Raw genomic sequence first — 20778 nt, 5'->3', positions numbered from 1 at the left:
GGCCCCTCCCCGCGCCTCCGCGCCTCCCCGCGCCTCCGCGCCTCCCCGCGCCTCCGCGCCTCCCTGCGACTCCCGGGCGTCGCGCGCCTCCCGCGCCCCACGCGCCTCCCGCGCCCCGCGCGGCCGACCGGTCAGTGGGCGGTCAGCCGGGTACGCGGCCCGGCCCGCAGCACCCCGGACGGCAACCGCTTGCCCAGCATCTCCTCGGCCAACTCGGCCACCGCGATCAGGGCGTCCAGGTCGATGCCGGTGTCGATGCCCATGTCGTGCAGCATGTGCACCGCTTCCTCGGTGGCCAGGTTCCCGCTCGCCCCCGGCGCGTACGGGCAGCCGCCCAGCCCGCCGACGCTGGCGTCGAACTCGGTGATGCCCAGCTCCAGGGCGGTCAGCAGGTTCGCCAACGCGGTGCCCCGGGTGTTGTGGAAGTGCAGCAGCATCGGCACGTCGGGCTCCCGGTCGCGGACGGCGGTGACCAGCTCGCGGACCCGTCGGGGCGTACCCATGCCGGTGGTGTCGCCGAACGCGACCCGGTCCGCGCCGTCGCGGACCACCCGCTCGACGATCCCGGCGACCCGCCCCGGGTCGACGTCCCCCTCGTAGGGGCAGCCGAAACTGGTCGCCACGATCACCTCGGCCCGCGCACCCGCGCCGTGCAGCAGGTCGATCAGCTCGGCGATGTCGTCGAGGGACTCGGCGGTGGAGCGGTTGACGTTGCGCCGGTTGTGCGTGTCGCTGGCCGACACCACCACCTCGATCTCGGTGAAGCCGGCCGCCAGTGCCCGCTGCGCACCCCGGGTGTTGGGCACCAGCGCCGAGTAGCGGACCCCCTCGACCCGATCGGCCCGCCGCCACACCTCGTCGGCGTCGGCCATCTGCGGAATCGCCTTCGGATGCACGAACGACACCGCCTCGATCCGGCGTACCCCCGTGCCGGACAGGGCGTCGAGCAGCCGCACCTTGGCCCCGGTGGGGACCGGCTCCTCGTTCTGGAGGCCGTCGCGCGGCCCGACCTCCCGGATCGACACCGCCGCTGGCATCTGACTCATGGTCACCTCACTGTGACATCGGGTCGCCGGAGGATCCCCCTGCGGCGTCGTCCCTCGTGGGTGACGACGGCGCAGGACGCCGGACGACCGGTGGTCCCCCCAGGGAACCACTACGCCGGCCACGACCGCCACGCCGACCCGGTGTCGGGCCGGCCACGACCGCCACGCCGACCCGGTGTCGGGCCGGTCGCGGCCCGACACCGGGCGGTCAACGCCGCGCCCCCTCCACCAGCTCGGCGGCGCTGCGCAACGCCGCCGCGACGGCACCCGCGCAGCCGGCCGCGTCCTCGCGGCCCAGCAGCAGCGCCATCGCCACCGCCCCCTCCGCGAAGAGCGCCGTCGACCGCAGGCACCGGCCCGCCCGACGACGGTCCGGGCGCGGACGCGCGCCTCCGACCGGTCTTCCGCTTCCCATCTTCTCCACCTCTGCGGACGCAGTACCCGCCGGGGGAACCCCGGCGGAGGCGTGCCCGGCCCACCGCCCCACCCGTCGACGCCGGGCCGCCGCACGACAGGCACAACGACCGGTCGGGCCGCCCAGCACGCCCTTCTGGCCGGGCAGCGGCCGGCCCTACCCGGCCAAAGTGGAGGGTGGCCGGACGCTTCCGGGGCAACGGATACCGCGTCGGCGACCGCAGCGTCCTACCCGGACAACCACCCGGCCAGAAACCTGCCACGGGTATTGAAGAAGCCGGTCATCATGACGGGATGCGGATACGAACAAACCCCGGTCCGGCAGCTCGGCGCAAGGTCCGCGCGTGACCTCCGGCACCGGCACGCCGACCCCGCCGACGGGACGGCACCAGCGGCACTGTCTCGTCCCACGCGAGCAGTTGGCCGCCGGCTACGTGTCCCGGTACGGCTCGACGGCGGTGTCCGCGTACGCGCTGGCGGTCCGCGACCTCGTCGAGCTGTCCCCGGAGATCGGCGCGGTCGACACCTGGAGCCGGCTGGCCGCCCGAATCTGCGACAACCGGTCCGGCCGCACCTGGGCCACCTGGCGCAAGCGGCTGTCCCGGCACTTCACCACCGAGACGAAGGGGCCGCCGTGGCAGACCGTCGTCCTGGTGGTCACGCACACCGTCGCCGAGGCGGACCGGGCGGCGACCCTGGGTCGGCTGGAACGGCTCTACGAGGCGGCCCGGGGTGAACCACCGACGAAGCGCCGACGGGCCGTCGACGACCAGCCCCACCCCGAGGGCGTCGACAGGCGGACCGCACCCGACGAGGCGGACCCCATTCCCGGCGACGCCTACCGGATCATCGCCCGACTACGCGCCGAGAACGCCTCTCTCCGCCGCACGCTGGCCGCGCGCAACGCTCTGCTGCGCGCCATCACGGGGGCCACCGGCCAGGCGGCCCCGGGAGGAGGCCACCGGCCCGCGCCGCGCGTCGGCGGCCCGGACGACGTACCGCGACAACGGGAGGCCGCCCCGCTGGACGGTCTCCCGCAGAAGGACCGCAATCCGGGGCACTTCCCCGTCGGCCCGATCCCGACCAACGACGCCCCGGCCGGGCGGCACCGCCCGCCCCGGATCGACACGGTGTCGCTGCCGCCCCGCCTCGACGTCGTCGGCATCCCGACGCCCCTGCCGTACCCGCCCGGTGGGATCCGGCGGGCCTGACCACGCGGTCAGCGTGGTCAGGCCCGGACGGGTCAGCGCATCCGGCCGACGATGCCGGTGTCGTAGTCGCCGGAGACGAACTCCTCGTTGTCGAGGAGTTCGGCGAAGAAGGGCAGGTTGTTCTTCGGCCCGGCCAACGCGAAGTCGGCGACCGCAGTGCGGGCCCGGGACAACGCCTCGGCCCGGTCCACGCCGCTCACCACGAGCTTGGCCAGCAGGCTGTCGTAGAACGGGGTGACGGTGTTGCCGGCGACGTACCCGGAGTCGACCCGTACCCCCTCGCCGGTGGGCTCCACCCAGGTGCTGACGACGCCGGGGCCGGGCAGGAACCGCTTCGGGTCCTCCGCGTTGATCCGCAGCTCGATCGCGTGCCCGCGCGGGGTCAGCGCCGCCGGGTCGAAGGTCGGTGGCAGGCCGGCGGCCACCCGCAGCTGCTCCTCCACCAGGTCGACGCCGTAGACCAGCTCGGTCACCGGGTGCTCCACCTGGAGCCGGGTGTTCATCTCCAGGAAGAAGAACTCCTGCGTGGCCGGGTCGAGCAGGCATTCGACGGTGCCCGCGTTGCGGTAGCCGACCGCCTCACCGGCCCGCACCGCGGCGGCCAGCAACCGCGCCCGCAGCTCCGGCGAGACCGCCGGGGAGGGCGACTCCTCGACCAGCTTCTGGTTGCGCCGCTGCACCGAACACTCCCGCTCGCCGAGCGCCACCACCCGGCCGTCGGCCAGGCCGAGGATCTGCACCTCGACGTGGCGTACCCGGGGGAAGTAGCGCTCGATCAGCACCGAGCCGTCGCCGAACATCCGCTCGGCGAAGGAGCGGACCCTGTCGTACTCGGTGCGCAGCGCGGCCTCGTCGGCGGCCACCGCCATGCCCATCCCGCCGCCACCGGCGGCGGCCTTGACCATCACCGGGTAGCCGATCCCGGCGGCGGCGGCGACCGCCGCGGCCAGGTCGGCGGCCGGCTCGGTGGTGCCGGGCGCGACCGGCACTCCGGCCGCCGCCATCAGGTTCCGCGCGTTGATCTTGTCGCCCATCGCGGTGATCGCCTCCGCGCCGGGTCCGACCCAGACCAAACCACGGGCCTGCACGGTACGGGCGAAGTCGGCGTTCTCCGACAGGAAGCCGTACCCGGGGTGGATCGCCTGCGCGCCGGTGGCCTCGGCGGCGGCCAGGATCGCCGCCACGTTGCGGTAGCTCTGGGCCGGGTTCGCCGGTCCCACGCACACCGCCTCGTCGGCCTCGACCACGAACGGCAGGTCGGTGTCGGCCTCCGAGTGCACCGCGACCGCACGGACACCGAGCCGCTTCGCGGTACGGATGATCCGGCGGGCGATCTCGCCCCGGTTGGCGACCAACAGCGACTCGATCATGTTTCCTCCAGCGTCCAGGGGTGGGGACGGATGCCAGGGAACCACGATCGGGCCGGCGACCACGAGTCGGGCCGGAGTGTCGACGAACCACCCGGATTCCCGGCCGGCGCGGGTCAGGGGCCAGCCGGTGCTGTTCAGACCGGGCGGTGCTGTTCAGACCGGGCGGCGCGGGTCAGGGGCCGGTCTCGGCCAGCAGGGCGGCCAGCGCGGCGGCCCGCAGCAGCGCCGCCCGCCGCCGCCGGTCGACCTCGCCGCCGAGGAACGGGGTGGAGTTCATCAGGCCGAACGCGGCATGCGCCAGCACCCGCGCCTCCCCGGCGGGCAGCCCGGGGTGCAGGGCGGTCAACACGGTCACCCACTCCTCGACGTACAGCCGCTGGAGCTTGCGGATGCGCCGCCGCGGCTCGTCCGGCAGGCGGTCGAGCTCGTGCAGGTGCAGGGCGATCACCGCCGGGTTGGCCAGCGCGAAGTCGACGTGGAAGTCGATCAGCGACTCCAGCGCGCCGCGCGGGTCGCCGGGACGGCCGGCGGCCCGGTCCCGGCCGCCGTCGAGCAGCCCCTCGCTGACCGGGATCAACGCGGCGGCCAGCATCGCCTCCTTGCCGGCGAAGTGGTGGTAGAGGGCGGGACCGGTCACCCCGGCCGCCGCGCCGATGTCGTCCATGGAGACCCCGTGGTAGCCGCGGGCGGCGAAGAGCCCGACCGCGATCTCCAGGATCTCGTCGCGCCTCGACCGGCGCCGGCCCGCACCGCCCACGCTGCCCCTCGACTGCTGCCCCACCGTCACCCGGCAAGCGTAGACCTCGACCCGGACACCGGGGGGCTGCGGTTACCCGCCAGTTCACCAGGCGGACGGTGCCCGGTCGACGCCCGGCGACATCGATCGCCGGACGGCACGGCCCGTCCCCCCTAGCCTTGACAGGAGCGGTCCACGCGACGGAGGACGGGATGACGGTGCGGCAACGGAACCGGTCGTTACTGCTCGCCGGGGGGCTGCTGCTCGGCGCCGGGGCGTTCGACCTGCTGGCCGGGATCGGCGACGTCGGCAGCGGCGACGTGTACGCCTCGCTGGACGCCGACGGGCTGGTCTTCTACGACCTCACCAGCTGGGCCTGGCTGCACGTGGCGAGCGGGGTGCTGCTGGTGGTGACCGGTCTGGCCGTCACCTCCGGTCGACGCCGGTGGATCACGGCCGCCCTGGTGGTCGGGGCGGTGGTCGTCGTCGTCCACCTGCTGTTCGCGCCCTACCACCCGATCGAGGCGTTGATCGTGGTGGGCCTGACCCTGGCCGCCGCGCGGCTGGTCGTCCGGCACCGCCGCGCCGAGCGGCGGGATCCACCGGTCAGGACGGCCGGCAGACCCTCCCGGTGAAGGACGGGTCCGGTTGCCGCCGGTCGTCCCACGCCGGGTTGAGCCGGATGGCCAGCGGGGGTGCCTGCCAGCCCGCGCCGAGCTGCTGGAGCAGCGGATACTCCCGGCGTTGCCGACTCTCCGGCACTCCGGCCAGGAAGTGGACCAGCCGGTCCTGGACCAGCGACCGGCCCAGCAGCCCGCCGTGCACCCCGGGCATCTGGAAGACCGGGATGCCGGTGTACTCGCCGGGCGGGGCCTCGGTGGCCGTGGTGGTCGGCAGGAAGGCCAGCATCCGGACGCCCGGCACCGGGCACATCAACTGGTTGCGGTAGAAGGGCGCGTCGTCCAGCAGCGACCGGATGAACGGATCGTCCGGGCCGCTGTCGTCGACCCCGACCAGCCTGATCGCCCCGAGCAGGGCGCGGAGCTGCCAGCCGGTGACCACGCCCCAGCCCCGGTCCGCGCCGGGCGGCGGGTAGTACGCCCGACCCGCGTTGATCAACGGGCTGAACATGACCAGGGTGTCCACCGCCGGGTGCGGACGCTGCGCGAGGTAGGTGCGGGCCAGCATCGCCCCCTCGCTCTCCCCGATCAGGGCGACCGGCCGGCCGGTACGCCGGTGCAGCCGGTCCACCTGGTTCTCCAGCAGGGCGGCACCGCTCTCCAGCGACCGGGTGGTGTCCACCGGCCGGTACGGCAGCGGCCGACCGTCCCCGGCCAGCCCACGGTAGGAGAACCGTTCCACGTTCGGGTCGACCGGTGCCGCCCCGTCGTAGGCGGAGCCGTGCCCGGCGAGGACGATCACCGCGTGCCTGACGTCCGGTGGCAGCCGCTGCCCGAGCACCACCTGTTCGATCGTGACCCCGGCCGGGACGACCTGCACCAGCGCCGGGATGGCCAGCGGCACGGCGAGGGCCAGCAGAACCGCGATCGGGGTGACCGGCACCCGGCTCCACCGCACCCGGGGCGTCTGCACGGCCACGTGCACGGTGCGTTCCCACAGCAGCCCGTTGGCCGCTCCGGCGAGCAGCGCGACCGGCACCGTCCACCAGCCGGGGACGCTCCAGCACAGCGCGCCGGCCACGGTGATCACCACAAGGTTCAGCAGGGACCAGCCGACCAGGGCGATCGACGGCAGCCCGCGCCACCACGGCGCGACCACGGCGGCCCGTTGCAGGAACGGCGCGAGCAGGAACATCGGCAGCAGCGAGGCGAGCAGCACCCAGGAGAGCGCGACCACCGAGGCGGCCACCGAGATCAGCGCCCACGGCGAGACCAGCACGGTGACCACCGCGGACAGTCCGAGGTTGCGTACGAGCAGCCGGCGCAGGCGGGGTCGGGCCACCCCGGCGGGCCAGGCGAGCGCCACCAGCCCGGTGGTGAGCACCCCACGGAACCCGACCAACAGCAGCAGCACGGCCAGGAAGTCGGGCCACGAGTCGTGGTAGACGTACAGCCAGCGCAGGTCGTGATAGGTGTCGTACGGCCAGACGGCGGTGACCTGGGAGGACAACCCCTCGGCGGCGACGAACCCGAGGCGGACCAGCACCACCGCCTCGATCGCCGGTGGCACGGCGGCCAGGGCGCACAGTGCCAGCAGCCGGGGTCGCGGTCGGTGCACGTCCTCTCCTCACCGGGTGACCAGGGTTCCACCAGCAGGTTCCCCCGCCCGACGACCGCGTGTCGGTGATACCGCCGATCTACCGCCGACCGGCTTGCCGCTCGTCCCTCCGATGGCGGGTCGTCGCGCGTTGCTGGAGGCCGGCGAGCCGCAGCGCGATCCGGCGGCGCACCGGCGGCGTCCCCGACACCGCGCGCAGCGCCAGGTCCCGCAGCGGCCGGCCGGCGGGCGGCAGGGTGGCCAGCCGGGTCAGCCGGGCGGCGAAGCCGACGACCTCCTCGGCGAGCGGTCGACGACTGGCCGCGTAGTCGTCCAGCAGGGTGTCGGGGTGGCCGGCGAGGACGTCGCCGAGGGCGGCCCCGAGGGCCACCGCGTCGCAGATGCCGAGGTTCATCCCCTGCCCACCGGCCGGGCTGTGCACGTGCGCGGCGTCCCCGGCGAGCAGCACCCGGCCGCGCCGGTAGCGGTCGGCGATCCGGTGGTGGACCCGGAACCGGGAACTCCAGAGCACGTCGGTCACCCGGTCCGGCCGCCGGGTCGGGCCGCGCTCGTCGAGCAGCGCCTGGAGCCGGGCGGCGTCCGGGTCGCGGGGCGCGTCGGCGACGGCGGCGACCAGCCGGACCACGCCGTCCGGCAGGGGTGCCCACACCAGTGGTCCCGGCCGGGCGAGGAAGAGCGCGACCTCGTCGCGGGGGAGCACACTGCTCACCCGGACGTCGGCGAGCAGGAACGACTCACCCCCGTCTGCCGGCCCACCGAAGCCGATGCCGGCCAGGTCACGGACGGTGCTGTGCATGCCGTCCGCGCCGACCACCCAGCGGGCCCGCACGCTCGTCCCGTCGGCGAAGCCGGCGACCGCCCGGTCGCCGTCGTGGTCCAGGCCGGTGAGCTGGTACGGCCGGTGCACCTGCCCGCCGAGGGCGGCCAGCCGCTCGGTGAGCACCGCCTCGGTCACCGACTGGGAGACCAGCAGCGCGTACGGGTACGTCGACGGCAGGTCCCCGAAGCCGAGGGTGAGCAGCACCCGGTCGCGGTCCCGCACGGTGAAGCGCGCCGCCCGCAGTCCCCGGGCCACCAGCGGCGCGGTGACGCCGATCCGGTCCAACACCTCCAGCGTGTACGCGTGCACGACGGCGGCCCGGGAGGTGACCGGCGGTGCGGACGCCCGGTCGACCACGGTCACCTCGACGCCCTGTCGGGCGAGGGTGGCCGCGACGGTCAGTCCGGTCGGGCCGGCTCCCACCACCAGGACGTCGGTCTGCGCGGGCAGCATCTCCCACCTCCGTTGCCAACAAACGTTTGCCAACATTTGTTGGCAACGCTAGGCCGGGGGGACACCGGAGGTCAACGCCTGTTGGCATAGAGTCGGGGACATGACTGCCCGCCGATCCGACGCCACCCGGGCCGCGATCCTGACCGCGGCCCGGCAGCGGTTCGCCGCCGACGGATACGAGCGGGCCACCATCCGGGCCATCGCCGCCGACGCCAGGATCGACCCGTCCATGGTGATGCGCTACTACGGCAGCAAGGAGGGGTTGTTCGCGGCGGCTGCCGAGTTCGACCTGCGGCTGCCGGATCTCACCGACCAGCCCACCGAGCAGCTCGGTGAGGTGCTGGTCCGGCACTTCCTCGACCGCTGGGAGGGCGACGGGACGCTGGTCGCGCTGCTGCGTACCGCCGCCACCAACCAGGGTGCGGCCGACCGGATGCGGGCGGTCTTCACCGACCAGCTCGGCGCGGCGGTGGCCGCCGTCGTACCCGATCCGGCGCAGGCACCCCGGCGGGCCGGTCTGGTCGCCAGCCAGATGCTCGGCCTGGCGCTGACCCGGTACGTGCTGCGCCTGCCCCCGGTCGTCGACACCCCGCCGGCCGACCTGGTCGCCTGGCTGGCCCCCACCGTCCACCGCTACCTCCGCGCCCCCACCTGACCCCCGCCGTCCCGCCGAACGGCCTGCCGCCGGGTGCAATTGGGCGGATGTTGCGGTGTCCCGGGGCTGGGATACCGCAACATCCGCCCAAGCGTGACCCAGCCGGGGGGCGACCCGGGGCCCGGCGGAGGGCTGGTCAGCCGGCCAGGCCGCCGGGCTGGTCGCCCCGGACCACGGGAGCCCGGACCAGGTTGCCCCACTCGGTCCACGAGCCGTCGTAGTTGCGCACCTGCGGGAAGCCCAGCAGGTGGTGCAGGACGAACCAGGTGTGGCTGGACCGCTCACCGATCCGGCAGTACGCCACCACGTCGTCGGCCGGGCTCAGCCCGAGCTGGTCGGTGTAGATCGCCCGCAGCTCGTCGGCCGACCTGAAGGTGCCGTCGTCGTTGGCGGCGGACTTCCACGGCTTGCTGACCGCGCCCGGGATGTGCCCGCCGCGCAGCGCCCCCTCCTGCGGGTAGTCCGGCATGTGCAGCATCTCGCCGGTGTACTCGCCCGGCGACCGCACGTCGACCAGCGGCCGACCCGCCGCCACGTGCGCCATCACCTGCTCCCGGTACGCCCGGACCGGCGCGTCGTTGCGCTGCGGCACCGGATAGTCGGCGCGCGGCCGGACCGTCTTCTCCCGGGTCAGCTCACGCCCCTCGGCGATCCACTTCTGCCGGCCGCCGTCGAGCAGCCGCACGTCGGCATGACCGAACAGGGTGAACACCCACAGCGCGTACGCGGCCCACCAGTTGAAGTTGTCGCCGTAGAAGACGACGGTGTCGCCCCGGCCGATGCCCTTGGCCGCGCACAGCTCGGCGAAGCTCTCCGCGTCCAGGTAGTCCCGGGTGACCTGGTCGTTCAGCTCGGTGTGCCAGTCGACCTTGACGGCCCCCGGGAGGTGACCGGTGTCATAGAGCAGCACGTCCTCGTCGGATTCGACCACGACGAGACCCTCGTCGCCGAGGTGCTCGGCCAGCCACTCGGTGGTGACCAGCCGCTGCGGGTCGGCGTAGGACTGGAGGCGGGGATGCGGATCACTCGGCACAGACATGATCCCCAAGTTACGCCGGTATCCATGGCACCGACCGCCCAACGGGCCCGCCCCGGCCCCGGTCGCGTCCCGATCGCCCCGGTCCCCGGCCCGCCCCGGCCCGCCTTGGCCTTGGCCTTGGCCTTGGCCTTGGCCCCGGCCCTGGCCCCGGCCCGCATGGTCCCGGTCCGCTCGGCGCGGCCCCGGCCCCGGTCCGCATGGTCCTGGTCCGCTCGGAGCGGCGGCGGCACCGCGCTCGGGACGGTCAGGCTCGGCGGTGTACCAGGCGACCGGCGACGATGGTGGCGAGACAGCGCCCGTCGTCGGCGAAGACGGCCAGGTCGGCCCGGCCACCGGCGGCCAGCACCGGGGGCCGGGCCACGTCGAGGACGGCGACGTCGTTGCGGGTCACCGCCGCCCGTACCGCCGGATCGGTGAGATGGGCCGCGAGCACCGCGCCGACGCCGACCCGGAGCAGGGCGTGCACCCGTTCGCGCGGGCTGGGGGCCGGCGGCAGCGGCCCGTCGTGCACCAGTGCCGGCCCGAGGGTGCCGGGCCACCGCCGCACCCGCACCATCGGGTACGCCTGCGTCAGTTCCTCGACCGGGCCGAGCGCCTCGATCCGGTCACTGTCGACCAGCACCGCCCAGCCCGACAGCAGCCCACCGTCACCCGGGGCCGGCTGGTCCGACAGCGGCCCGGCGGAGACTGGAGCCGCCCGACCCGACAGCGCGTCGTCACCCGGCACCGGCCGGCCCGGCGGCGGCTCGTTGTCGTGGGTGAGACGCAGCAGGGAGGCGGCGTGAATGGTGTGCACGGTCAGTCGACGAGCGGGCCGAGGACCGGGCGCTTGGCGGTGACCGTGTCGCCGGAGGACCGGCCGGTGAGCCGACGGGTGATCCACGGGGCCAGGTGCCGGCCGATCCAGCTCAGGTCGGCCGCGCGGGCGCTGAGCCACGGGGTGGCGGCCGGGTGCTCCGGCACCATCAGCCACTCCTCGTCGCAGCCCACGCCGAGCGTGGTCAGCACCTGGGCGGCGACCCGCCGGTGCCCGGCGGCGGACAGGTGCAGCCGGTCGGGGCTCCAGAGCATCGGGTTGAGCCGGTACGTGTCGTCGGTGAACAGGTCGATCAGGATCGCGCCGTGCCGCTCGGCGATCTCACCGATGATCCGGTTGATCAGCGCGATCCGGGGGGAGACGAGGCGCTGGCCGGGCAGCCGGGCCAGCACGTCGGCGAACCGGAAGAGGATCACGTCGGCACCACCGGACCGCAGCCGGCCCACCACGGCGTCGAACCGGGTCGCCAGCGCGTCCGGGTCGAAGGTGCGTCGCAGCACGTCGTTCCCGCCGGCCGCGAAGCTGATCAGGTCGGGTTTCATGGCGAGCGCGGCGGGCACCTGCTCGGCGACGACACTCGGGAAGAGCCGACCCCGGATCGCCAGGTTCGCGTAGCCGAACTCCGGGCCGACCTCGGCGGCCAGCCGGGTCGCCACCAGGTCCGCCCAGCCCCGGTAGGTGCCGTCGGGGTACGCGTCGTCCATGCCCTCGGTGAAGCTGTCCCCCACCGCCACGAAGCTCCGCCAGCGCACGCCGCCCCCTCATGCCCTCGTTTCCTGCGGCGCCCAGTCTGTCACCGGCCGGTCCCGGGCCGCCGCCGCCCACCACCCGAACGTGGCCCAGGTCATCGACGCCCGCCGCACCCTTGATCCACTCACCTGCCGCACCGTTGATCCACCCACGGGCGATGTCGATCCCCACCTTCCGGGAGTGTGATCCACTCACCCGGGCTGGCGTTGATCCACTTATCTGGACCGAAACAGCGGTATCTCCCACCTTCGGATACCGCTATTTCGGCTCCACGCCGCCACTCACCCGACCAGCCCACCCCGGCCCAGCCCGACCTACCCCACCCCACCACGGCCCGGCCCAGCCCGACCACCCCGACCGGCCCGGCCGGCTCAGTCCGGCGGGGGTGGGGTGGCCGGTCGTCGGCGGTAGGGTGCCCAGGCGACGAAGCGCTCGAACAGGTCACGGGGCGTCGGCCCGTCCTGCGGGTTCAGCCGGAACAGGTCGTGGCTCGCCTCGTGATAGAGCCCCGACAGATAGACGGCCAGGTCGACGAGGTGTGCGTCGTACTCGATGCGGAGCAGGAGCCGGGCCTCGGCGCACGGCCACGGGCCGCCGCAGGCCCGGCACACCCACAGCGGTCGCAGCGGCAGGTGCGGTGGGCCGCCCGGCGGGTGGGAGCGGGGCCGGTCGGCATACGGGCCGAGGCGGGGCACCGGAAAGCGACGGGAGTTCACCGGTCTCGACCTCCTGATGGCGGTGGGGATGGGGCCGCCCCTGCACGGGGGGTCACGGGCGGCCCCGCAGCGGGCCGGACGGAAGGCGACCCACTGGTGACATTCTGGTGATGGCACCACTACTGTCGGAAGGCATCGACGCCGGCCCGGGTGAGGTCGGGTCGACGGGGAGGGCCGCCCGGTCGGACCGGGGAGGCGGCCGGGACAACCGTGGAGGACGTGTGGAAAGTGAACCGACCGCCGAGCTGATCCGGGCACAACTGCGCAGACTGCGGCTGCACGCGGAGCTGAGCCAGGAGGAGTTCGGCAAGCTGGTCCACTTCTCCGGCTCCCAGATCTCCGCCATCGAGCTGGGCCAACGCCCGTTCGACAGGCTGTTCCTGAAGCGGGCGGACGAGGTCCTGACGACCGGCGGGCTGCTCACCTCGCTGCTCAGGCTGGCCGAGCGCTACTCGCAACCGAACTGGTTCCGGCCCTGGCTGGAGGCCGAACGCCAGGCACAACAGCTCTGGTGCTACCACCCGACGCTCGTCCCGGGTCTGTTGCAGACGGAGAACTACGCCCGTGCGGTGATCCGGGCCGACGACATGCTCAGTGACGACGAGGTGGAGCGACGGCTCGCGGTCCGGCTGGACCGGCAGAACGTGCTCACTCGTCCGCAGCCGCCGAAGCTGATCGCGGTGGTCGAGGAGGCGGTGCTCCGGCGCGCGGACGAGAGCTTCCGGGGCCTGATGGTGCAGCAGATCGCCCACCTGCTGGAGTGCATCGACCAGCCGAACGTCAGCATCCACGTGATACCCGCCGAGGTCAGCACCCACGTGGGCCTCGCCGGCCCGTTCACGCTGGCGCTCGGCAACGACAGCGGTTGGGTCGGCCATCTGGAGAACCAGCTCAGCGGCACCACGATCGACAAGGACGGTGAGCTGACTATCCTGATCTCGCGGTGGGAGAGCGTCCGCAGCGAGGCCCTGCCCCACAACCAGTCGGCACTGCTGATGAAGGAAGTGATGACGTCATGGAGCTGACCGGTGCCACCTGGCGCAAGTCCACCCGCAGCGGCAACGGTGAGTGCGTCGAGGTCGCCGACGACCTGCCCGGCGTCGTCGGGGTACGCGACAGCAAGGACCCGACCGGTCCCGTCCTCACCTTCGACCGCCGGGCCTGGCGGTCCTTCGTCGCCGCCACCGGCAACGGTGTCGGCACCCGCTGACCCGTCCACGCCGGACCGGCCCGCCGAGGGCGGGCGTGCGGCTAGGGCAGGCGGTAGACGGAGACGTGGGAGCGGGATTCGGCGGTGAACTCGCTCCCGGCCCAGTCCGCGTGCCGGCTCTCCAGCGTGAACCCGGCGAGCTGCGCCATCAGGTCCAGCTCGGCGGGCCAGACGTAGCGGTGCGGGGTACGGAACAGCTCCGCCTGCCGGCCGTCGGCGAACCGGAAGTGGTGCGACACCAGGTGCTGGTTCAGCACGTCGTAGGTGTCCACCCCGAGGTAGCCGGGTTCGGAGTGCCAGACCACCGCCTGCTGCCCGGGTGGGAGTTTGCGCAGCTCGGGCACCCACAGCTCGATGACGAACCGGCCACCCTCGCCGAGGTGCCGGGCGGCGTTGCGGAAGCACGCCACCTGCTCGGCCTGGGTGAGCAGGTTGGCGACCGTGTTGTAGACCAGATAGACCAGTGAGTATTCGCCCGGGGCGACGGCGGTCGCCATGTCGCCGGCGACCACCGGGATGGTCTGCGCGTCCACCTTGGTGCGAAGCTGCGCGATCATCGGGGCGGACAGCTCGATTCCGGTCACCGGCACCCCCCGGGCGGCGAGCGGAACGGCCACCCGGCCGGTCCCGATGGCGAACTCCAGCGCCGGCCCGTCCCCCGCGAGGGCGGCGAGCCGGTCCACCGTCGGCCCCAGCACCTCGGCCGCGAACATCCCGGTGCCCGGCGTGTCGTAGTGCCGAGCAGCCTCGGCGTCCCAGATCTCGTCCTGCCGCATGCCATCGATGCTCAGCAATCCGGAACCCCCTGTCCACCGATTTCCCGCCCCACCTCGCCCTCCTACCTCGCTCCCGGTCCCGGTCCCAGCCCTCACCCCACCCTCCCGCCCCGCTCCCGGTCCCAACCCTCACCCCACCCTCCCGCCCCGCTCCCGGTCCCAGCCCAGCCCTGACCCCGACCCCGCCCCTGGTCCCAACGCCGCCCCGCCCTCGGTCCCGCTCCCGCGGGGGCCTTGTCGTCGTTGACCAAGAGGTTTGGGTGACGAGTCGGCCCGAACTCTGACGTAAACCTCTTGATCAACGCGATCTGGGCCCGCGGAGGTGCCCCGGGACGGGGATCCGGGGGTGAGTTACGGGACGGGTTCGTGGGAACGGGGTGTAGCGCACGCGCCACGGGGTACCGGAGTGGGATCGACCACGGGTGTTGTACGGAGGGCTGCCATGTACCGGGTCAGTGACGTGATGACGAAGCAGGTGGTCTACCTCGCGGTGGAGACCACACTGGACGAGGCGGCCAGGGTGATGAAGGAGGCCGACATCGGGGACGTGGTGGTCACCGACGGCTCGACGCTGGCGGGCCTGCTGACCGACCGGGACATCGTGGTCCGGGCGGTCGCCGAGTGCAGCGATCCGACCACCACCACCATCGGTTCCATCATCACCCGGGAGGTGGTGATGATCGAGCAGCACGCCACGGCGGGTGAGGCGGTGGCGTTGATGCGTGAGCGCAACATCCGGCGGATCCTGGTCTGCGACAACGAGCGCAAGCTCGTCGGCATCGTCTCCCTGGGCGACCTGGCGATGCAGCTCGACCCCAGCTCGGCGCTGGCCGACATCAGCGAAGCCGCCCCCAACAGCTGATCGCGGCAGGGGCGCTCCCCGAGAGCTGAGCGGCGGGGACCGCGCCCCACCGCTGCGGCGGGGGCCGCCCCCGGCAGCCGAGCGGTGGGGCCGCCGGCCGAACCAGGGGCGACGAGGGGCGCGGGCCTTGGTCGTGCCGGGGCGGCGGTAGCCTGGCGGGATGTCCGAGATGCCGACCAGACTGGCCGAGATCGTCGAGGAGTTCGCCGACGCGCCCCGCGACGTGGTGCTGGAGATGCTGCTGGAGTACGCCGACGTGATCCCGCCGCTGCCCGCCGGGGTGGACCGCGACGATCTGGAACAGGTCCCCGAGTGCCAGACGGCGTTCTTCCTGAAGGCCGAGGTCAACCCGGACCGCACGGTGACCACCGTGTTCGACTGTCCGCCGGAGGCGCCCACCACCCGGGCCTTCGCCGGCATCCTCGCCGAGGGGCTGGCCGGAGCGAGCGCCGAGCAGGTGCTGGGCGTCCCGGATGATCTCTACCAACGGATGGGCCTGGCCCAGGCGATCAGCCCACTGCGGGTGCGCGGCGGCACGGCGATCCTGACCCGACTCAAGCGGCAGGTTCGGGAACAAGCCGGCTGAGCTGCGGGTTGTCTCCGATCATGGAGATCGAGATCTACGCCGACGTGGTCTGCCCCTGGTGCTACATCGGCAAGCGCCGCCTCGAACAGGCCCTGGCGTCGTACGACGGTGAGGTGACCGTCCGGTACCGGCCGTTCCAGCTCGACCCGACGCCGGTGACCGCGCCGCAGCCGCTGCTCGACGCGCTGGCCGTGAAGTTCGGTGGCCGGGAGCGGGCCGAGCAGATGGCCGGCCAGGTGACCCGGGTGGCCGCCGGGGTGGGGCTGACGCTGAACTTCGACCGGGCGGTGAGCGCCAACACCTTCGACGCGCACCGGCTGGTCCGCTTCGCCGACGGTCATGGCCGGGCAGGGGAGCTGGTCGAGGCGCTCTACCGGGCGCACTTCACCGACGGGGTCGACGTCGGGTCGCCGTCGGCGCTGGTCACGCTGGCCACCTCGGTCGGGCTGAACGAGACCGAGGTACGCGACCACCTGGCGTCCGACGCGGGCCGACGCGAGGTGGCCGCCGACCTGGCCACCGCCCACCAGCTCGGAGTGAGCAGCGTGCCGACCTTCGTGCTCGCCGGCAAGTACGGCGTCACCGGGGCGCAGGAGCCGGAGACCCTGCTCGCCGCCCTGACCGAGGTCGCCCAGCGCGAGTCCACCCCCTGACGCTGGGCACCCCCGACCGACAGCCGGCGGGCAGGCAGGCATCGACGGGTGCCATGTTTCACGTGCAACAACATTGACGAATGTCGTTGACTAGACCGGCCGGGCCAGGCCCTCCACTACCCGCGCGCCCGGCAACGCGCCGAGCGCCGGCCCGGGGAGGGCGATCTTGCTGTGCCGTACGCCGGAGCCGATGATCACGTGCGGGGTGGCGATCACCCGGGCGTCGACCAGGATCGGCCAGGACTCCGGCAGCCCGATCGGGGTGATCCCGCCGTACTCCATCCCGGTCGACTCGACCGCCTCGGCCATCGGGGCGAAGCTCGCCTTGCGGACGTCCAGCGCCCGGCGGGCCACCCCGTTGACGTCGACCCGGGTGGTGGCGAGCACCACGCAGGCGGCGTACCGGATCTCGCCCTCCCGCTTACCGGCGATCACCACGCAGTTCGCCGAGACGTCCAGCCCCACCTCGTACGCCGCGCAGAAGGCCGCCGTGTCGGCGAGCGTGGCGTCGATCGGCGCGACCAGTACCTCGTCGACGTCGACGGGGGCCTCTGCCGGCCACTGCGCCAGCGCGGTGGCCACCGGCGGAGCCAGCAGGTCGACGCGGTTCCGGGCGGGCTCGGTCTGCAACGTTCCCATCACGGCAGCGATCCTCGCACCCCACTCCGCGAGCCGCCCACCGGGCCACGCCCGCAGGTCGGACCGCCCACCCCAGGCCGGACCGTCCACCCATAGGTCAGGCCGCCCCGGTCCGGCCGGTCAGTTACCGCCGAGGAAGGAGTTCTCCCGCAGGAAGGCCCGGTCGTCGGCTGACGCGGACCGGGCCACCCGCAGCGACTGCGGCCGGCGGGCCTCCAGATCCTCCATGCCGTGCCGCACGGCGAGACGGATCACCCCGTAGAGGAAGACCAGGCCGAAGACGTAGAGCAGCACGGTGGCGACGAAGAGCAGCATGGCGTCACGGTAGGCAGAGGCCGAATCCGCGCCCGGCTCATCTTCGGTCCGGTCCCCCGTACGTGTCGGCCAGGTAATCCGCCCAGGTCCGCCGTCCGGTCGGCGTGACACTCGTGGTCAGGCCGCCCGCCCGCAGTTCCCGGCCCAGCCGCCCCGGCAGGCGCACCGGCAGCAGTGGACGGCGGGACCGCCGGGCCGCCCGCCAGGCCCGTACCGCCTCGTCGAAGCGGAGCACCTGCGGGCCGCCGTACTCCTCGATCCCGGTCAGCGGTCCGGTGCCGAGCCGCTCCGCGAGGCGGACGGCCACCTCGTGCGGGTCGACCGGCTGGGCCAGCACCGCCGGGTCACCCGGCACCGGGCCCAGCCGACTGGCGGCGCGCAGCAGCCGGTCCAGGAACGCCGGGAACTGGGTGGCCCGCAGCACCGTCCACGGCACCGGTCCGGCCGCCAGCACCTGCTCTGCCGCCAGCTTGTGCCGGTAGTACGGGACCGGCACCCGGTCCACGCCGACGATCGAGACGTACAGCAGGTGGCCCACCCCGGCGCCCGCGGCGGCCAGTGCCAGCCGGCGGGTGCCCAGCACGTCGACCCGGTGCGTCCGGGCACCGCCACCGGCATGGGACGCCAGGTGCAGCACCGCGTCCATCCCGGCGACCGCCCCGGCCAACCCCGCTCCGGTGCCCAGGTCGGCGACCACCCAGTCCGCCGCCGGATCGTGCCGGGGCCGCCGGCTCATCGCCCGCACCGTGAACCCGTCGGTACGCAGCCGGGGCAGCACCGCCCGCCCCAACGTCCCACCGGCACCCGTGACCAGCACCCGCATCCCGTCTCCCTCCACCGCACCCGCCGAGCCGGCGCGCCCGCCGAGCCGGCCGACCGGCCAACCACCGGACGACCATCCGACGAGCCGACCGACCGGAACGTGACACCGAGCGGGCCTCGTGACACCGACCGGGCCTCCCGGCGACGCCCCGGTCTCAGCTCAGCAGGTCGACCACGGTCAGCACGAGGAAGAAGGCGACCACCGCCTCGCTGATGATCCACGAGTGCCGGTCCGCCCAGTCGCGCATCCGGGGCAGCACCCGGTCCGCCCGGTCACCGAGCAGCAGCAACGCCAGCAGCGGCAGGGCCAGCAACAGCAGGGTCAGCAGCATGAACGGCAGCAGGTGCCACCACGACAGGTCGTGCCGGGCGGCGGTCGCCCCCACCGTCACCATGGTGAGGTCGTCCGAGGGCATCACCAGGAACAGCAGCAGGCCCAGTCGGAACGCGTACCCGAAGCCGGCGTGCTGGAGACGGCCCATCCACTTCGGCTCGCCGGCGGAGTGCCGCCGGACGAACACCACCACCGCCAGCACGACCAGCAGTCCCAGCACCACCCAGTCGATGACCCGCTCGACCCTGCCGTGGCCGCCCCCGCCGGCCGCCCCCTTGACCACCCGGAACACCAGCCAGGCGAGGGTCGTCCCGGCGAACACCACGATCGCCGCACCGGACAGGAAGCCGCCCGACGCCCGACGGGGCCGGTCGCCGGAGGCGAGGAAGACCGCCGCCACCAGCTGCGTACCGGCCACCATCACCACGGCCATCGGCAGGATCGTCAGGAAGTTCATCGCCCACCATCCTCCCGGTCGACCCGGTCGGTCAGGCGGGATTCGCCCGGATCAGGCGGGCCGCCCCCGGGTCGGCACCACCCGGCCGGCGAGCAGCGCGCCGAGCAGCGCACAGGCCACCGCCACGGCGAGCGTCCCCGCGTACCCGGCCGGGCCGGGCGCCGTCCCGGCGGCGAGCACCGCCCCGGTCAACGCCAGCACGGTGGCGGTGAACAACGAGTCGGCCAGTTGCAGCGACGAGCTGTTGCGCCCCTGCTCCCCGGGGGCCGACAGGGCCAGGGTCAGCACCGACAGCGACGGGTAGGCCAGGCCCATCCCGAGGCCGGCGACCGCCCAGCCGGCCACCCCGACCGCCACCGGCACGGTCGGCCAGACGGCCAGCGCGACCGTGGCCGTGCCCACCGCCACGCAGGCCAGGCCGGCTCGGGGCAGGGTCGCCGAGGAGCGTGGCGCCGGCAGCCGCCCCTGGGTCCAGGAGCCCGCCGCCCAGGACAGCGCCCCGACGGTGAGCACCAGGCCGGCGGCGGTCGGCGAGAAACCCCGCTGCCGGGACAGCATCAGCGGGATGACCACCTCCGCGCCCGCGAACGCCGCCGCCGCCAACCCGCGCAGGCCCACCACCGTGGGCAGGCCCCGGGCCGCCCGCAGGAACCCCGCCGGCAGCAGCCGGGGCGCGCACACCCCCAGGCCGACCAGGCTCACCGCCACCAGGATCACGGCGGACGCACCGCGCTGCTGCCCCCCGTGGTGCAGCAGTGCGGCGCTCACCCCCGCCCCGGCCGCCCAGCCGATCCGGGCGGCCGCGCCCGCCGGTGGCCCGGCCGGCTTCGGCCGGTCGAGCGTGCGCAGGCCCGACTCGACCAGCAGCACCGCCGGCAACGCCACCACCGGCACGGCGAGGAAGACCCACCGCCAGCCCAGGTGCTCGACGATCAGCCCGGCCACCGCCGGCCCGACCAGCGACGGTACGACCCACGCCGCCGCGAACGCGGCGAAGACCCGACGTCGCAGCTCCTCCGGGTACGCCTGCCCGACCACCACGTACAGCGCGACGGAGAGCAGGCCGGAACCGAACCCCTGCACCGCCCGGCCGACCACCAGCGTGCCCATCGCGTCGGCGCTCCCGGCGACGAGCAGCCCGACGACGAACAGCCCCACCCCGCCCCACATCGGGGCACGTGGCCCCCGGGCGTCGCACCAGATGCCGGAGAGCACCATGGCGAGCACCCCGGCGGCGAACGAACCGCCGAAGGCGAGCGCGTACAGCCCCAGCCCGTCCAGCGCGCGGGCCACCGTGGGCATCGCGGTGCCCACCGCCAGCGCCTCGAAGGCGAGCAGCGACACCAGGGCGACGCTGCCCACCGTCATCGCCCGCAGTCGCGGGTCGTAGAGGCGGGCCGTCGGGGTGAGGGTGGCGGTCACCGGACGACCCCGGCCCGGGACGGTACGACAGGCATGGACCCAGCCTGCGACCTGCACCCTGGTTGAGGTCAAGGGCCGGTCGGTTTCGTCACGCCGATTCCAGCGCCTCCCCGATCCCCTTGACCAACCCGGACAGGTGCTGGTCGGCGAGCAGGTGACCGGCGGTGATCACCAGGGCGAGCGGCCACTCGATGACCTGGAGGGCGGCGAGCACCCCCAACCCGGCGTAGTAGGCGATCTTGTCCGGTGGTGGCACCGCCACCTCGCCCAGCATCGGCACCTCCACCCGTCGGGTGTACGCGTGGACCGTCTCCCGGCTGCCACTGAGGTTCTTCGTGATCGTGCTCATCGCGGCCTCCCGCCGACTCGTCGGATCGTCAGCCGGATTCCACCGGCACCGCCGTCCATGCCCCGCCACCGGCGGAAACTTCACCCAC

Annotated in this window: 24 protein-coding genes and 1 pseudogene; 8 read left to right on the top strand and 17 right to left on the bottom strand. The window is 73.9% G+C overall.

Annotated features, from left to right (window positions below):
• Window positions 1-131: 131 nt before the first annotated feature.
• Together O7625_RS07715 and O7625_RS07710 are read right to left on the bottom strand one after the other, a co-directional pair.
• Window positions 132-1037, bottom strand: coding sequence for a hydroxymethylglutaryl-CoA lyase (locus O7625_RS07715; protein ID WP_282346841.1), 906 nt, complete (start codon window positions 1035-1037; stop codon window positions 132-134).
• A gap of 217 nt (window positions 1038-1254) precedes the next feature.
• A complete protein-coding gene (locus tag O7625_RS07710) occupies window positions 1255-1461 on the bottom strand; it encodes a hypothetical protein (protein WP_282345220.1) in 207 nt (68 codons plus the stop codon).
• Window positions 1462-1804: 343 nt separating this feature from the next.
• On the opposite strand from O7625_RS07710, the gene O7625_RS07705 reads away from it, so the two are divergent.
• A complete protein-coding gene (locus O7625_RS07705) occupies window positions 1805-2671 on the top strand; it encodes a hypothetical protein (RefSeq protein ID WP_282345219.1) in 867 nt (288 codons plus the stop codon).
• 32 nt (window positions 2672-2703) lie between these two features.
• Here O7625_RS07705 and O7625_RS07700 read toward each other — a convergent pair whose 3' ends face one another.
• Together O7625_RS07700 and O7625_RS07695 are read right to left on the bottom strand one after the other, a co-directional pair.
• A complete protein-coding gene (locus tag O7625_RS07700; protein ID WP_282345218.1) occupies window positions 2704-4041 on the bottom strand; it encodes a biotin carboxylase N-terminal domain-containing protein in 1338 nt (445 codons plus the stop codon).
• A gap of 172 nt (window positions 4042-4213) precedes the next feature.
• The gene (locus O7625_RS07695) at window positions 4214-4828 is read right to left on the bottom strand and encodes a TetR/AcrR family transcriptional regulator (protein ID WP_282345217.1); all 615 of its coding nucleotides are present in this window, start codon (window positions 4826-4828) and stop codon (window positions 4214-4216) included.
• Between the two features lie 161 nt (window positions 4829-4989).
• Between O7625_RS07695 and O7625_RS07690 the strand changes: the two genes are divergently transcribed.
• Window positions 4990-5412 carry a hypothetical protein gene (locus O7625_RS07690; RefSeq protein WP_282345216.1) on the top strand — a complete coding sequence of 141 codons (423 nt, stop codon included), beginning with the start codon at window positions 4990-4992 and terminating at the stop codon, window positions 5410-5412.
• Here O7625_RS07690 and O7625_RS07685 read toward each other — a convergent pair.
• Together O7625_RS07685 and O7625_RS07680 are read right to left on the bottom strand one after the other, a co-directional pair.
• The gene (locus O7625_RS07685; protein ID WP_282345215.1) at window positions 5384-7015 is read right to left on the bottom strand and encodes a hypothetical protein; all 1632 of its coding nucleotides are present in this window, start codon (window positions 7013-7015) and stop codon (window positions 5384-5386) included. The genes O7625_RS07690 and O7625_RS07685 overlap by 29 nt on opposite strands.
• A gap of 79 nt (window positions 7016-7094) precedes the next feature.
• A complete protein-coding gene (locus O7625_RS07680; RefSeq protein ID WP_282345214.1) occupies window positions 7095-8288 on the bottom strand; it encodes an FAD-dependent oxidoreductase in 1194 nt (397 codons plus the stop codon).
• Between the two features lie 100 nt (window positions 8289-8388).
• On the opposite strand from O7625_RS07680, the gene O7625_RS07675 reads away from it, so the two are divergent.
• Entirely contained in the window at window positions 8389-8943 is a 555-nt protein-coding gene (locus O7625_RS07675) for a TetR family transcriptional regulator (RefSeq protein WP_282345213.1), read from the top strand.
• 136 nt (window positions 8944-9079) lie between these two features.
• Here the strand turns inward: O7625_RS07675 and O7625_RS07670 are convergent, their stop codons facing one another.
• The 4 genes from O7625_RS07670 to O7625_RS07655 all read right to left on the bottom strand — a co-directional run bounded on the left by O7625_RS07670 (window position 9080) and on the right by O7625_RS07655 (window position 12265).
• Window positions 9080-9982, bottom strand: a complete 903-nt coding sequence (locus O7625_RS07670) for a sulfurtransferase (RefSeq protein ID WP_282345212.1) — start codon at window positions 9980-9982, stop codon at window positions 9080-9082.
• A 244-nt stretch (window positions 9983-10226) separates the two neighbouring features.
• On the bottom strand, window positions 10227-10778 hold the full coding sequence (locus O7625_RS07665) for a hypothetical protein (RefSeq protein WP_282345211.1): 552 nt from the start codon (window positions 10776-10778) through the stop codon (window positions 10227-10229).
• A gap of 2 nt (window positions 10779-10780) precedes the next feature.
• Window positions 10781-11551 (bottom strand): SGNH/GDSL hydrolase family protein, encoded by a 771-nt coding sequence (locus tag O7625_RS07660; protein ID WP_282345210.1) that lies wholly within the window; start codon window positions 11549-11551, stop codon window positions 10781-10783.
• Window positions 11552-11920: 369 nt separating this feature from the next.
• The gene (locus O7625_RS07655; RefSeq protein WP_282345209.1) at window positions 11921-12265 is read right to left on the bottom strand and encodes a hypothetical protein; all 345 of its coding nucleotides are present in this window, start codon (window positions 12263-12265) and stop codon (window positions 11921-11923) included.
• 221 nt (window positions 12266-12486) lie between these two features.
• Between O7625_RS07655 and O7625_RS07650 the strand changes: the two genes are divergently transcribed.
• Window positions 12487-13290: a helix-turn-helix transcriptional regulator gene (locus O7625_RS07650; protein ID WP_282345208.1), complete on the top strand. Its 804-nt coding sequence runs from the start codon at window positions 12487-12489 to the stop codon at window positions 13288-13290.
• Window positions 13281-13475, top strand: coding sequence for a DUF397 domain-containing protein (locus tag O7625_RS07645; protein ID WP_219465418.1), 195 nt, complete (start codon window positions 13281-13283; stop codon window positions 13473-13475). The genes O7625_RS07650 and O7625_RS07645 overlap by 10 nt, the downstream gene beginning before the upstream one ends.
• Window positions 13476-13516: 41 nt before the next feature.
• On the opposite strand, the gene O7625_RS07640 is transcribed toward O7625_RS07645, so the two are convergent.
• Complete coding sequence (locus O7625_RS07640; RefSeq protein WP_282345207.1) at window positions 13517-14251, bottom strand: class I SAM-dependent methyltransferase; 735 nt, start codon at window positions 14249-14251, stop codon at window positions 13517-13519.
• Between the two features lie 442 nt (window positions 14252-14693).
• Here O7625_RS07640 and O7625_RS07635 point away from each other — a divergent pair, with 442 nt between their 5' ends.
• The 3 genes from O7625_RS07635 (at window position 14694) to O7625_RS07625 (ending at window position 16352) form a co-directional block, all read left to right on the top strand.
• Window positions 14694-15113: a CBS domain-containing protein gene (locus O7625_RS07635; protein WP_067300861.1), complete on the top strand. Its 420-nt coding sequence runs from the start codon at window positions 14694-14696 to the stop codon at window positions 15111-15113.
• Window positions 15114-15273: 160 nt separating this feature from the next.
• Window positions 15274-15699 (top strand): SufE family protein, encoded by a 426-nt coding sequence (locus O7625_RS07630; protein WP_282345206.1) that lies wholly within the window; start codon window positions 15274-15276, stop codon window positions 15697-15699.
• A 20-nt stretch (window positions 15700-15719) separates the two neighbouring features.
• Window positions 15720-16352, top strand: a complete 633-nt coding sequence (locus O7625_RS07625) for a DsbA family oxidoreductase (protein ID WP_282345205.1) — start codon at window positions 15720-15722, stop codon at window positions 16350-16352.
• 90 nt (window positions 16353-16442) lie between these two features.
• Here O7625_RS07625 and O7625_RS07620 read toward each other — a convergent pair whose 3' ends face one another.
• The 6 genes and pseudogenes from O7625_RS07620 to O7625_RS07595 all read right to left on the bottom strand — a co-directional run bounded on the left by O7625_RS07620 (window position 16443) and on the right by O7625_RS07595 (window position 20749).
• Window positions 16443-16991, bottom strand: a complete 549-nt coding sequence (locus tag O7625_RS07620) for a YbaK/EbsC family protein (protein ID WP_282345204.1) — start codon at window positions 16989-16991, stop codon at window positions 16443-16445.
• A 120-nt stretch (window positions 16992-17111) separates the two neighbouring features.
• On the bottom strand, window positions 17112-17306 hold the full coding sequence (locus O7625_RS07615) for a hypothetical protein (protein ID WP_067300874.1): 195 nt from the start codon (window positions 17304-17306) through the stop codon (window positions 17112-17114).
• Between the two features lie 37 nt (window positions 17307-17343).
• A complete protein-coding gene (locus tag O7625_RS07610) occupies window positions 17344-18129 on the bottom strand; it encodes an NAD(P)H-binding protein (RefSeq protein WP_282345203.1) in 786 nt (261 codons plus the stop codon).
• Window positions 18130-18283: 154 nt separating this feature from the next.
• On the bottom strand, window positions 18284-18919 hold the full coding sequence (locus O7625_RS07605; protein WP_282345202.1) for a GAP family protein: 636 nt from the start codon (window positions 18917-18919) through the stop codon (window positions 18284-18286).
• A gap of 51 nt (window positions 18920-18970) precedes the next feature.
• Window positions 18971-20341, bottom strand: a complete 1371-nt coding sequence (locus O7625_RS07600) for an MFS transporter (protein ID WP_282345201.1) — start codon at window positions 20339-20341, stop codon at window positions 18971-18973.
• Between the two features lie 88 nt (window positions 20342-20429).
• Window positions 20430-20749: pseudogene (locus O7625_RS07595) on the bottom strand (hypothetical protein).
• Window positions 20750-20778: the final 29 nt, after the last annotated feature.

It is taken from the genome of Micromonospora sp. WMMD714, from assembly GCF_029581315.1.
Taxonomy (GTDB): domain Bacteria; phylum Actinomycetota; class Actinomycetes; order Mycobacteriales; family Micromonosporaceae; genus Micromonospora; species Micromonospora rifamycinica.
Note: the sequence above shows the minus strand (reverse complement) of the source record. Positions and strands in the feature narration are given on the sequence as shown.